This is a genomic window from Curtobacterium oceanosedimentum, assembly GCF_020297365.1.
Lineage (GTDB): Bacteria > Actinomycetota > Actinomycetes > Actinomycetales > Microbacteriaceae > Curtobacterium.
In genome coordinates this window covers 39,316-52,539 of sequence record NZ_JAIXIG010000019.1, presented here as the reverse complement: position 1 = coordinate 52,539, position 13,224 = coordinate 39,316, and the positions used below count along the sequence as shown (strand labels likewise).

The 13,224-nt window shown below is 71.9% G+C and carries 9 protein-coding genes; 7 read left to right on the top strand and 2 right to left on the bottom strand.

Going from position 1 to position 13,224, the window contains the following annotated elements; translation table 11 throughout:
* Positions 1 to 170: 170 nt before the first annotated feature.
* On the bottom strand, positions 171 to 3,629 hold the full coding sequence (locus LEL83_RS10150; RefSeq protein ID WP_225558715.1) for a proline dehydrogenase family protein: 3,459 nt from the start codon (positions 3,627 to 3,629) through the stop codon (positions 171 to 173).
* 105 nt (positions 3,630 to 3,734) lie between these two features.
* Here LEL83_RS10150 and LEL83_RS10145 point away from each other — a divergent pair, with 105 nt between their 5' ends.
* The 4 genes from LEL83_RS10145 to LEL83_RS10130 all read left to right on the top strand — a co-directional run bounded on the left by LEL83_RS10145 (position 3,735) and on the right by LEL83_RS10130 (position 9,189).
* A complete protein-coding gene (locus LEL83_RS10145; RefSeq protein WP_198658234.1) occupies positions 3,735 to 4,637 on the top strand; it encodes a LysR substrate-binding domain-containing protein in 903 nt (300 codons plus the stop codon).
* A gap of 144 nt (positions 4,638 to 4,781) precedes the next feature.
* Positions 4,782 to 6,635: a hypothetical protein gene (locus tag LEL83_RS10140; protein ID WP_225558714.1), complete on the top strand. Its 1,854-nt coding sequence runs from the start codon at positions 4,782 to 4,784 to the stop codon at positions 6,633 to 6,635.
* A gap of 245 nt (positions 6,636 to 6,880) precedes the next feature.
* Positions 6,881 to 8,476, top strand: a complete 1,596-nt coding sequence (locus tag LEL83_RS16240) for a putative Ig domain-containing protein (RefSeq protein ID WP_225558713.1) — start codon at positions 6,881 to 6,883, stop codon at positions 8,474 to 8,476.
* Between the two features lie 80 nt (positions 8,477 to 8,556).
* Positions 8,557 to 9,189: an FMN-dependent NADH-azoreductase gene (locus LEL83_RS10130; protein WP_225558712.1), complete on the top strand. Its 633-nt coding sequence runs from the start codon at positions 8,557 to 8,559 to the stop codon at positions 9,187 to 9,189.
* A gap of 15 nt (positions 9,190 to 9,204) precedes the next feature.
* On the opposite strand, the gene LEL83_RS10125 is transcribed toward LEL83_RS10130, so the two are convergent.
* Positions 9,205 to 10,248, bottom strand: a complete 1,044-nt coding sequence (locus LEL83_RS10125) for an MBL fold metallo-hydrolase (RefSeq protein ID WP_225558711.1) — start codon at positions 10,246 to 10,248, stop codon at positions 9,205 to 9,207.
* Between the two features lie 88 nt (positions 10,249 to 10,336).
* On the opposite strand from LEL83_RS10125, the gene LEL83_RS10120 reads away from it, so the two are divergent.
* From LEL83_RS10120 to LEL83_RS10110, 3 genes are all read left to right on the top strand, one after another.
* Positions 10,337 to 11,560 carry a hypothetical protein gene (locus LEL83_RS10120; protein ID WP_225558710.1) on the top strand — a complete coding sequence of 408 codons (1,224 nt, stop codon included), beginning with the start codon at positions 10,337 to 10,339 and terminating at the stop codon, positions 11,558 to 11,560.
* 209 nt (positions 11,561 to 11,769) lie between these two features.
* Positions 11,770 to 12,045: a hypothetical protein gene (locus LEL83_RS10115; RefSeq protein WP_225558709.1), complete on the top strand. Its 276-nt coding sequence runs from the start codon at positions 11,770 to 11,772 to the stop codon at positions 12,043 to 12,045.
* Positions 12,046 to 12,167: 122 nt separating this feature from the next.
* Positions 12,168 to 13,211 (top strand): ATP-dependent DNA ligase, encoded by a 1,044-nt coding sequence (locus LEL83_RS10110; RefSeq protein WP_225558708.1) that lies wholly within the window; start codon positions 12,168 to 12,170, stop codon positions 13,209 to 13,211.
* The last annotated feature ends 13 nt before the right edge of the window (positions 13,212 to 13,224 follow it).

Below are 13,224 nucleotides of genomic sequence, written 5' to 3'. Positions count from 1 at the left end.
TCGCGGCGCGCACCCGAGGCAACCCTCGCCACCTCGGAGCACCCCCGCACGGTGCGGCGACCGGACAGTCGGCGGCACCGAAATCGACTCGAACCACGTGATTCCGCGGTTCGAGTCGACTTCGGTTGGGCGCAGGCTGCGCAGCGCAGCGCCGCGCAGCGCCGCAGCCGCTAGATCAGGTCGTCGGTCAGGTGGTTCGGCGTCCCGAACCGGTGCGCCGTGATCGACACCGCCTGCTCCCGGACGAACGGCAGGATCTCGAGGCGCCCGGCCTCGGTCACCGGGCCGCCGTACACCGCGACGTCCGGACGTCCACCGATCGCGGTGGTCAGCGCCGAGGCGTCCCCGCCGACGAGCCGGACCCGGGTCGACGGCCCCGACGCGATCGAGCTCGCGAAGGACTCGTCGGACACGGTCTGCGACAGCGACCGGACGATCGGCAGCGAGCGGATCGCCGACGCGACGGACGACGGCAGCGTCGCCGCCGTCGAGACGTCGATCGTCGTGCCGGCACGCAGCGCAGCGGCGACGACGCGGACGAGCTCCGGGACGGCGTCCTCGCCGACGGAGGACAGCCGCACCTGCACCGAGGGGAACGGCAGGTAGCGGGCGATGTTCCGCTCCGCGCTCAGCGCCGAGACGTCCGTCGCGGTGCCGAACAGCGTCGACCACGCCTGCTCGTCCGACGCGAGCGCACGACCGAGCACGTCCGAGGTCACCCCGGCGGCCCGGACGAACGCCGAGACCGGTGCCGAGACGGCCGAGCCCTCGGTCGCAACAGCCGGCGTCCACGACCCGAGCCCGAGCAGGTAGTTCAGCCCACCGGCCTTGGTGCCCGCACCGACCGCCGACTTCTTCCACCCGCCGAACGGCTGGCGGCGGACGATCGCGCCCGTGATGCTGCGGTTGACGTAGAGGTTGCCCGCCTCGATGCGCGCGAGCCACGTGCCGATCTCGGCCGGGTCGAGCGAGTGCAGACCCGAGGTCAGGCCGTAGTCGACCTCGTTGACGATGTCGATGGCCTCGTCGAGGGTGTCGGCGGTCATCATGCCGAGGATCGGGCCGAAGTACTCGGTGCGGTGGAACTCCGAGCCGCGGCGGACGCCCTGTCGGACACCCGGGCTCCAGAGCTTGCCGGTCTCGTCGAGGCGCTTCGGTTCGACGGCCCAGGACTCCCCCTCGCCGAGCGTCGTCAGGCCGCTGAGCAGCTTGCCCGATGCCGGCTCGATGACCGGGCCCATCTGGGTCGACGGGTCGGTCGGGTAGCCGACGGTGAGCGAGGACACGGCGTCGAGCAGCTGGTTGCGGAAGCGCTTGGACTTCGCGACCGAGCCGACCATGACCACGAGCGACGCGGCCGAGCACTTCTGTCCGGCGTGCCCGAAGGCCGAGGCGACGACGTCCTTCACGGCGAGGTCGAGGTCCGACGACGGGGTGACGATGATCGCGTTCTTGCCGGAGGTCTCGGCGAGCAGCGGCAGGTCGGGGCGGAACGAGCGGAACAGCTCGGCGGTCTCGTAGGCGCCGGTCAGGATGACCTGGTCGACCATCGGCGACGTGATGAGCTCCTGCCCGAGCTCGTCCTCCGCCACCTGCACGAAGGCGAGCACGTCCGCCGGCGCACCCATGGCGTCGAGTGCGGTCTCGATGACCGAGGCGAGCACGGCGCCGGAGCGCTCGGCGGGCGGCGCGGGCTTGAGCACGACGGCCGACCCCGCGGCCAGCGCGGCGAGGGTCGAGCCGGCGGGGATCGCGACCGGGAAGTTCCACGGCGGCGCGACCAGCGTCAGCGCGGCGGGCGTGAAGGTCGCACCGTCGACCTCGTCGAGCGAGGCGGCGAGCGAGCCGTAGAAGTGGGCGAAGTCGATCGCCTCGGACACCTCGGGGTCGGCCTGGTCGATGGTCTTGCCCGTCTCGGACGCCATCACCTCGATCAGGGCTGCCCGGTTCGCCTCGAGTGCGTCGCCGACGGCGTGCAGCACGGCTCCGCGGGCGGCGCCGGACCAGCTGCCCCAGACCGCACCGGCGGCGCGGACGCGCTCGAGCACCGAGGTGAGCTGCGTGGCGGAGTCGACCCGGGCCTCCCGGACGGCCGACGCACCCAGCGTCGAGGACCCGATCCGGTCCGTGATCGCGGCGCCCCAGGAGCGGACGTCACCGACCGACGGGTCGCTGTCCGGGGTGTTCTCGAAGTGACCGGGGCCGGGGCGGCCGACGGCGGCGTAGCGGTCGGCGACGCGGTGCGACGGCGGCGCGTCGAGTCCGCCGGGCTGCGCGAGCGGCTCGAGCGAGGCCCGGAAGCGGGCTTCCTCGCGGGCGAACAGCGGCGGCGAGGACACCAGGGAGAACACGGCCGACATGAAGTTGTCCTGCGAGGCCCCTTCCTCCAGGCGGCGGATCAGGTACGCGATCGCGACGTCGAACTCACCGGGGTGCACGACGGGCGTGTAGAGCAGCAGCGAGCCGACGGTGTTCTTCACGGCCGCCGCCTGGCCCTGCGCCATGCCGAGCAGCATCTCGAACTCGATGCCGTCCCGCACCCCGCGCTCACCGGCGAGCAGCCAGGCGTGCGCGACGTCGAACAGGTTGTGCCCGGCCACGCCGACCCGGACGTTCTCGACGCGGGAGGGGGTGAGCGCCCAGTCGAGCACGCGCTTGTAGTTGGTGTCGGAGTCCTGCTTGGTGTGCCAGGTGGCGAGGGGCCAGCCGTGCACGGACGCCTCGACCTGTTCCATCGGCAGGTTGGCGCCCTTGACCAGGCGGACCTTGATGCCCGCTCCGCCACGGGCGCGGCGGGCCGCGGACCACTCCTGCAGGTGCTGCATCGCGGCGAGCGCGTCGGGCAGGTAGGCCTGCAGGACGATGCCGGCCTCGAGGTGCAGGAACGCGGGCTCGTCCAGGAGCTTGGTGAAGACCGCGATGGTGAGGTCGAGGTCCTTGTACTCCTCCATGTCGAGGTTGATGAACTTCGCGGGGGTGGCGGCCGCGGCGCGCGCGAACAGCGGGCGGAGCTGCTCGACGATGTCGTCGACCGCGTGGTCGAACGCCCACGGGGAGTGCGGGTGCACGGTGGACGAGACCTTGATCGACACGTAGTCGACGTCGTCGCGGGCCAGCAGCTTGTGCGTGCCCTCCAGGCGGCGGGCGGCTTCGCGCTCCCCCAGGACGGCTTCGCCGAGCAGGTTGACGTTGAGACGGACCCCGTCGCGCTTGATCTTCGCGATGGCCGGGCCGAGCTTGGAGTCGGTCGCGTCGACGATGAGGTGTCCGACCATGTCCCGGAGGACCCGTCGGGCGATGGGCACGACGACGGTCGGCAGGACCGGGGCCATGCCGCCGCCGAGGCGCACGAGTCCTCGCAGCGCGGCGGGCAGGAACCCGGGGGCGTCCGGCGCGATCTGCCGGAGCTTGCGGGCGGCGACGGACAGGTCCTCGGGGCGGACGACGCCGTCGACGAACCCGACGGCGAAGTCCAGGCCGGCGGGGTCGGCGAGCACGCCGGCGAGCTGCTTCGCGGAGCCGTCGACCGGGTACGACTCGGCCTCGGCGAGCCACTGGCGGACGAGTGCGACGGACTGGTCCGCCAGCGCGTCGTGGTCGGTGGCGGGGTGCTCGTACAACGTCGTCATGGGATCAGTGTGGAGGTCCGGGATGCGGTAGCGGAAGTGAGCGTTCCTGATGGGTACCGTTCAGTTGCGCTACCGTTCCGGCCGTGACCCGGCTAGCGTCGGAGCATGCTCGACGTCCGCCGCCTCGTGCTCCTGCGCGAGCTGTCCATCCGCGGCACGATCGCCGCCGTCGCCGAGGCGATGAACTTCACCCCGTCGGCCGTGTCGCAGCAGCTGAGCGCCCTCGAGCGGGAGGCGGGCGTGCAGCTCCTGCGGCGGGCTGGCCGGCGGCTGCAGCTCACCCCGCAGGCCGAGGTGCTGGTCGCCGCCGCCGGTCAGGTGCTCGACGTGCTGGAGCACGCGCAGTCGCAGGTGGCCGAGACCCTGCCGTCGGTGCAGGGTCGGGTGCGGGTCGCGGTGTTCCAGTCCGCGGCGCTCGCCCTCATGCCGAGCGCCCTGCACGAGATGGCGACGCAGCACCCGGACGTGCGGATCGAGATGGTGCAGCGTGAGCCGGAGACCGCGCTCAACGAGACGTGGGCGCGAGACTTCGACATGGTCATCGCCGAGCAGTACCCCGCGCACGCCGCACCGCACCTGTCCGGGCTCGACCGCTCCGACCTGACGACCGACGCCGTCCGCTTGGCCCTGCCACCGCTCGAGACCGCGCTGCTGCCGGTGTCCTCGCTCGACGATGCAGCAGCGATGCCGTGGGTCATGGAGCCGCGGGGCACGGCGTCGCGCCACTTCGCCGAGCAGGTGTGCCGCCGCTGGGGCTTCGAGCCGGACGTGCGGTACGAGACCGCCGACCTGCAGACGCAGATCCGCCTGGTCGAGTCGGGCAACGCCGTCAGCCTCATGCCGGACCTGATGTGGACCGGTCGGACGACGACCTGCCGGCTGCTGGACCTGCCGGAGCGCCCCCGCCGGACGATCTTCACGGTGGTCCGTGCCGCCGGTTCGTCGTCACCGGCCGTCCGGGCGCTCCGCGATGCGCTCGAACGGGCGGCGGCAGCCGTCGGCGACTGATCCCCCGCACCCCCGTCGCGGTGGCGGTGGTGTCGACGCCGTGACCGGATCGAGACCTGGGCGAGCGTCAGGATCGCGGCGCCGCCGACACCTCCTGGATGAGGGCGCCTCCCGGTGCCCCGACCGGCATCCGAGGGGGATCCCATGAACCAGCCCTGCACCTCCACCACGCGACGGGTCGCCGCGATCGGCGCCGCCGTCGCCGTCGTCGCCGCGTCGTCGGCCTTCGGCATCGGCGCCACGACCGCCGTGGCCGCCGAGCCCACGGCGGCCACGAGTTCGGCGACACCCGGTGCGTCGGCTGCGCCCGCCATGCCCGTCACGACGGTCGACAGCGACGAGCAGTCGGGAGGCCCGGCCGCCGACCCGACGCCGACCCCCGTCCCCGAGACGGCGACTCCAGAGCCCACCGCGCCCGCGGAGCCCGCGGCACCCGTCGCGCCCACGGAACCCGCGGCACCCGCGGACGACCCGACCGCCGGGGCTGAGGACGGCAGCGACCTCGCCTTCACGGAGTCCTCGACCGCGGAGGACCCGATCGAGCTCACGGCCACCAGCGGTACGCCCTTCACGCACGCGTTCCGGACGACCGGCGGCGACGGCACCGTCGACTACGCCATCCAGGACGCCCCGTCCTCCGACTATCGGGTCGACGTCGACAGCGGCGTCCTGCGCGGCGACCCGAAGGAGGCCGGCACCTTCCGGTTCCAGGTCGTCGCCCGGAGCGGCTCGACCGAAGTCACGCAGTACGTCGCGTTGACGGTCGCCCCCGGTGACCCCGTGGGCGTGACCTTCGCTGTCGCCACGCCGTACTACGAGGGCATGTGGCAGGTCGAGACCGACGGCACGATCTGGGAGCAGGCCGCCGGTCAGGGTCGCGTCCGCATCGTGCCGAGCGTCCCCGTCGCCGAGGACACCCCGCTGAAGCTCGCCGGACTCGCAGTCGACGAGTGGGGCAACCGGACCACGCCGGGTCCGGAGTACCCCCGCTCGACGGTCACGAGCACGGACGACGCCGACGCGGCGGTGTGGAACGACGGGGACTCCTCGAACACCGTGACCTTCGGCGGGCCCGGCACCCGGACCCTGACGGTCTCAGAAGGGGGCGTGTCCACGTCGTTCGAGGTCGTGGTCGGCGCCGAGGACACCGACGAACCCGCCGCGCCGGACACCATCACGTTCACCGAGCCCTCGACGCCGGAGTCCCCGATCCGGATCGAGACGACAGCGGGCGAGGAGATCGAGCGCACCTTCACCGCGACGGGGTCGTCGAAGGAGCTGCACTACGTCCTGCTGACCGGCCCGACGGCGTTCCCCGTCCCGGACAACCAGTACCCGACCGCTCCGCTCGGCCTCGAGGTCGGTGACACGAGCGGGGTCCTGAGCGGCGCCCCGACCGTGGCCGGCGAGTACGACTTCCAGGTCATGGCGATGAACGGCTCACGCGCGGCCACGCAGTACGTCCACCTGTCCATCCGGCCGGCGGCCACCGAGGAGCTCAGCCTCCTCGTCGGGACCATCGGCTCCCCGAAGGCGTGGCTCCGCGACGCCGACGGCCTGCGCGAGGTCTTCGCGGAGAGCTCGGAGTCGATCCCGGTCGACGCCGTCCCGGTGGCCCAGGGGTCGACGATGGTCGTCCGGGTGAGGGCCCTCGACGCGTTCGGGAACAGCACGCGGGAGTCGGACGGCGCGCAGCCCGTCGTCACGAGCAGCGTCGCCAGCGACGAGGTCACCCTGCCCCACGGGGACTGGGAACCCCGCGTCGGGTTCCCCCACGCATCGCCGCACACCATCACGGTCGCCCTCGGCGAGGTCGCGACCACGTTCGACGTGGACGTGCGACCCTCGATCGCGACCGTCGGTGACACCACCCCGACGGCCGACGGCGGACACCTCGCGTACACCGGCGCGGACACCTCCGGCCCGCTCGCGTGGGCCCTCGCCCTGCTCGCCGCCGGGGTCGGTCTGCTGGTCCACCGCCTGCGCCGTCGCGCCTGAGACGCGACCACCGACGGACGGGAGGCACGGGGCGGGCCCGCCCCGCGCCTCCCGTCCGTCCGTGCGCGACCCGCAGCGAGACGATCGATCCTGCGGCTTCCCGCACGCACCCCCAGCTCTGGTCACAAACCGGCCAACCAGCCCTGGGCGGCCACCCGGCACCGCTACGATCCGAGAACGCCGACATTCTCGGCAGATTCACAAGATCCGGTACCCGACCGGACCCGAACCCCTGGGGGGAACCCGTGCACCGCAGCACCTCCACCGTCCGTCGCGCGTGCGCCGTCGGCACGACCGTCGCACTCGTCGGCCTGACCACCGGCCTCGGCATCATGACGGCGACCGCCGCCAACGCCGAGCCGGTCGACACGACGCAGCCGGTCACGGCAGTCGAGACGCCGATGCCGGCCGACGGCGACGTGACGCCGACGCCGACCGACCCGCCCGCCGAGACCACGCCCGAGACCCCGGCTCCCGTCGAGGAGACCCCGGCACCGGAGGTCACCGACGAGCCCGTCGCGCCGGAGCCCGCTGCGCCGGCTGCCGAGGCCCCGAAGCCGACCGAGACCGCGAAGCCGGACGTCGCCGTGGCCGCCGCGGATGCCACCGTCACCATCGAGGGCGCCGCGAAGGTCGGCACGCTCCTCAGCGCCGTCGTCACCGGCTTCGACGACGAGCAGGGCTACAAGTACACGTGGACCGACCAGGCGGGCACCGTCCTGTCGAAGACCGCGACCTACCGCGTCGCGGCCACCGACGTGCGCAAGACCATCACCGTCGCCGTCACGGGGACGCTGCCCGGCGCGACCGAGACCAGCACCATCACCTCGCCGGCCACCGCGGCCGTCACGCAGACCCCGGCGTTCCTCGGCGAGGACGGCCAGCCCACGAAGGTCGGCGCGACGCAGGACGACCCGCTCATGCTCTCCACCGGCGCGGGCGAGGCCTTCACGCACACCTTCCGCGCGCAGGGTTCCCCGGAGCCGACCTACAGCATCGAGTGGTTCTCCGAGGAGGACGCCGAGTACGCCGAGGAGTTCCCCGAGGACGGGATGACGCCGGCGGACCAGCTCCCCGACGGCCTGGCCTTCGACGCGTCGACCGGCGAGCTCAGCGGCGTCGCCACCGACGCCATGGACTGGACCTTCGCGATCACCGCGACGAGCGGCACCGAGACGACCACGCAGTACGTCTGGCTGACCGTCGAGGCCGCGGCGCCCCTGGGCCTCTTCGTCTACACGACCGACCGCGCCGGCCTGTTCGACTTCGACGACGAGGACACCAGCCCGCGTACCACCTGGGTGATCGACCCGGACGGCAAGCTCTACACGGTGACCGAGACGAGTGACGGCGACGGCACGATCGTCGGCAGCGAGGTCGAGGGTGGTCGGCCGACCATCGCGCAGGGCGGGACGCTCGTCGTGACCGGCTTCCTCGTCGACCGCTACGGCAACCAGATCCTGGGCGAGGACGACGAGTCGATCCAGCCCACCGTCACCTCCGACGTCGCCTCGGACGTCATCGCCATCGACCCCGAGATCGGTGACTTCGGCTTCGTCAACGTGACCTTCCCGCACGCCTCGATCCACAACCTGACCGTCACCGCCGGCGACTTCGACACGTCGTTCGCCGTGGACGTCCGGCCGACCGCGGCGGCCGTCGTCGCGCCGGTCCCGGCCGCGCCGGCAGCGGCCCCGGTCGCTCCGGTGAACACCGGCGGCCAGCTCGCCTACACCGGCTCGGACACCACCGACGCCCTGCCGTGGGCACTCGGCCTGCTCGTCGCCGGTGCCGGCCTCATCGGCGCCCGCTTCGCACGTCGTCGCCGCACCCAGCGCTGACACCTGCACACCGAACGGCCCCGACGTCCCACTCCGGGACGGCGGGGCCGTTCCGCGTCCGCGCCGGTAGCGTGGCCCGCATGCCCTCGCTGCTGCACATCGACTCCTCGGCCGACCTGTCCCACTCGCGCTCGCGTGCGCTGACCGCGGCCTTCGCCGACGCCTGGCGCGCTCGCGGACCGGAGTACACGGTGGTGCGCCGGGACCTGCACGTCGACCAGCTCCCCCACCTGGAGACGTCGGCGCTGCACTGGGCCGCCGCCGACCGCACGCCCGAGGAGTCCGTCGCGCCGGAGGCCGAGGCGCTCCGCCAGCAGGTCATCGACGAGCTGCTGTCCGCCGACGTCGTGGTCGTGGGGGCCCCGCTCTACAACTACACGGTGCCCTCGACCCTCAAGGCGTGGATCGACCGCGTCCACATCCCGGGTGTCCTCACCGGCGGCGTGCAGCCCCTGGCGGGCAAGCCGGTCGTCACCATCGTCAGTCGTGGTGGCACCTACGACGCCGGTACCCCGACCGAGGACTGGGACCACGGTTCCCCCGTCCTGCACATCGTGCTCGGCACCGCGCTCGGCATGAAGCTCTACCCGGTCACCGTCAGTGCGACGCTTGCCGACCGCCTGCCCGACCTCGCGCCGCTCGCCGGACACGCCGCAGCCGAGTTCGCCGACGCCCGGACGACGATCGAGCGGCTCGCCACGACCCTCGGCTGACCCCGGCGGCGACCGTCAGACGCGCCGGACCTCGTCGGCACGTCCGAGCAGGTCGGCGTGGAAGGCCGTCTGCGTCAGAGCACTCGCCAGCAGGAAGCCGGTCATCGACTCGATCCCACCGCTGAACGGCACGCGGGACGCAACGTCGAACAGCGTCGGGTGGTCGAGCGCGTCGAGCGCCGCGGCGACGTGCCGTGATCGCTCCTCGCGGTGCCGAGCGAGCGTCCGAGCGCGCGACACGACGTCACGGAAGCGGTACTCGTGCCCCGGGCAGACCTCCAGGTCGGCGTACGGTTCGAGCCGTGCGAGCGACGCCAGGTGGTCGCGGAGCGGGTTCGTGTCGGACCGACCGCCGAGCCCGATGCCGGAGTTGATCCGGGGCAGCACGTGGTCGCCCGTGAAGAGCAGCCCGTCGGCCTCGTCGACGAAGCACACGTGCCCGGTGGTGTGGCCCGGGGTCCAGAGCGTGCGGATCGTCCGGCCCGGGATCGGCAGCAGGTCGCCGTCCGCCAGGAGCAGGTCGGCGTACGGCGCCTCGATCCGGCCCATCCCGACCCGTCGGCCGCTCCCCCAGGCCTCGACCACGCCCGCGAGCAGGTGCTCGGGGACGCCCCACGTCGCGATGTCCGAATCGGTGCGCTCCGCGTCGGCGCGTTCGTGCTCGAGGGCGGCGACCTCGAGACCGTGCATCGCGACGCGGGCGCCCGTGGCACGGCGGATCGCTGCCGCGGCGCCGAGGTGGTCGGCGTGCAGGTGCGTCACGGCCACGAGCGAAACCTCGTCCAGGGAGCGGCCGATCGCGCCGAGCCCGTCCCGCAGTTCGCGCAGTCCTCCGTCGGCCGTCCACCCGGGGTCGATCACGGCGAGTGACCCGTCGGAGCCCGCGACCACGTAGACCAGGGTGGCGTCCGGGACGCCGGAGCGGAACGGGACCGCGAAGGTCCAGATGCCCGGCCGGACCTGCTCGACGGGCGGCAGCACACCGTCGCGGAGCGCTGCGGCCTGCACGGGGCTGATCGGTTCCGGTGCCGGCGTCGCCGGTGGGGGCACGGTCGTCACGCTGCTCACCCTACCGACCGCCTTTCGGGAATCGGAACGGCACTTCATATGTGTTGTTTTAGAACGTGTATTCCAGTACGTTCCATTTGTGGGCACCGACGACCACGAACGAGAGGACAACATGCAGAAGTTCACGATCCTGATGGCGAGTCTCGGCTTCGCAGCGACATCGCTCACGATCACGCCGCTCGCCGCCGCAGCAGCGACTCCCGACGGCCCGACACTCAGTGGCATTGCGACCCGGTCAGACGGATCGCCGTTCTCGGCCGGGGCGCCCGTCGCACTGTTCGCAACTACTCGGGACCGTGGCGACTCGGCGGTCGGCGAGTCCATGGAGTCCGTTCGCGTCGGGACCTCTCGTGTCGGAGCGGGTGGCGCCTTCGCCGTGACGATCCACGACCTCGCGTCGGTCGAAGCGTTGGCCGACGAGTCCGCCGTTGTCGACCTCGAGATTCGCGCCGTCGACGGCGCGCAACTGGCTCCCTACTCGATCAGTCGCAAGATCACCCACGTCGAAGACCGAGTGTTGCTGACGGACCCTGCTGTCGACGAGGAACAGGCGTCCGCGCGATCTGCGGACCCGGCAGAACCGTTGCGCATCACCTCGACCACCAATGTCGGGTCCGCTCCTGACGCCGGCGTGGGCGACGACCGAACGGTCGCCGCGACCGGCTCCTCGGGCGCGACGCCGATGACCCAGATCTGCGGCGAGACGAAGACCAAGAACCTCGGTACCCGACGCGTAATCGTCGGCGCGACCTACGCGACGGCGAGGTCGACGACCGGGAAGTTCACGTACAAGGCCGGCGCCTCCTCCAGCCTCGGGGTGGCGTACTCGGCCAGCGGAAGAAGCGGGACCTGGTCGAAGGCGGGTTCCACGAGCCGCTCGTCGACCGCCGGCGTGAGCTTCGGGTCTCGGACGGGCGGCAACGCCTACTCGACGTACTTCACGTACGGGCAGTACGCACAGTGGTGCCGCCCCCTCGGGAGCTCGAAGAACAACGTGTACAACCACGTCGTGAAGGCGAACGGCTACGCCGGAGGATCGCACGTCAAGAAGGCTCCCGTCCCCTCGGCGAGGTACTGCACGCCGTTGAGCCGACGAGACACGGTCACGCGGAAGACCACGACGTCGAACACCTGGAGCAACGCCGTGAACTTCAGTGGCCCGCTCGGAGTGAACCTGACTGCGAAGACGGGGTGGTCGTCGTCGGCTTCCATGTCCTACACGAACAACTCTTCGTCGACGAAGCGCATCTGCGGCACGAACGGCTACTGGGGAGGCACGCCCGTCCGAGCGGTGACCAAGTGAGACGCGCGATGGTACTGGCTCTCGCTGCCGCCTGCGCAATCGGCATCACCGCGTGCGCGCCCTCGACGAACGGACCGCTCCGGTACACGGACAGCGGCACCGTGTGGTGCCAGAGCGCCCGACTCGACGGCTCCATCGGCATCCCCATCGACAGGGAACACGGCCCACCCATCGTGGTCACCGGAGTCAGGACGCCGAAGCAGACGGGCGTGACGGCCCACGAGGTCCTGTTGGTCCCGGTCTCGCCGTACGACAGGACCGGGTCGGTGTCGTGGCCGTTGGCCGAGGAATGGGGCGCACCGAAGTCGGCGATCGGTCGAACCGTTCCCGCCGGCGAACACTTCGACCTCGTGATCCACCTGGCACGCGACAAGGGAACGTCGGGCACGACCGGGCCGATCTTCATCGACTACGAGGCTGAGGGCCACTCGTACACGGCCGACACCCACACCGTGGTGGAGATGGAGCCGGACTGCCGGGAATGATGATCGCCCAGGGATCGTGAGCAGCAATGGTCGAGTGCCGGCGGCGGACCCGACCATTCCTGCTCACTATCGCACGGCTCCTGCTCACGATCCCGCACGGGCCCTACGAGTAGACACGAAGCATGGAGATCGCACCGATGCTCGCCAAGGCCGTCGCCACCGTCCCCGACCCGGACAGCACGAAGGGCGGTCTGCGGTACGAACCCAAGTGGGACGGCTTCCGCGGGATCGTGACCATCGACGGCGACGACGTCGTGATCGGCAGTCGCGGCGCGAAGCCGCTGACCCGGTACTTCCCCGAGCTGGTCGAGGCGTTCCGCGCCCAGTTCGGCGGACGCGACCACCCCGTGGTGCTGGACGGCGAGGTCATCCTGCGCTCGGGCGCACCGGGTGCCGAACGCCTCGACTGGGAGGCCCTGTCGCAGCGCATCCACCCCGCGGCCTCGCGCATCGCGAAGCTCAGCGTTGCGACCCCGGCGCAGTTCGTCGCGTTCGACCTGCTCGCCGTCGACGGCCAGGACCTCGTCGACCTGCCGTTCGACGAGCGGCGCGAGCGGTTGGAACAGCTCGGAGCCGACATGACGGACCCGCTCTTCGTCACGCGGACGACGCTCGACGTCGACCTCGCGCGTGAGTGGCTCACCACCTTCGAGGGCGCCGGCCTGGACGGGGTCGTCGCGAAACCCCGCGCGCGGCCCTACGAACCGGGCAAGCGCTCGATGCTCAAGGTCAAGCACCACCGCACCGCGGACGTCGTGGCGATCGGGTACCGGGTGCACAAGAGCGGCTCCGGCGTGGGCTCGCTGCTCGTCGGGCTCTACGACGAGGACGGCGAGCTCCGGCAGGTCGGCGGCGTCTCCGCCTTCTCGGACAAGCGCCGGGCCGCGTTGGTCGACGAGCTCGACCCCGTCGTGCTCCGCGATGCGGACGGGAGGCCCGTCACCGGTGACGGTGAACGGTCCCGGTTCTCGTCGGGTCGCGACACGTCCTTCGTCCGGCTGGCGCCGGAGCGGGTGCTCGAGGTGCGGTACGACCAGATGGAGGGCGACCGGTTCCGGCACACGGTGCAGTTCGAGCGGTGGCGGCCGGACCGCGACGCCGGGTCGTGCGGCTTCGAACAGCTCGAGGTGCCGAGGGCGTACGACCTGCACGACGTCCTCTCCTGACGGGAGGGACCGG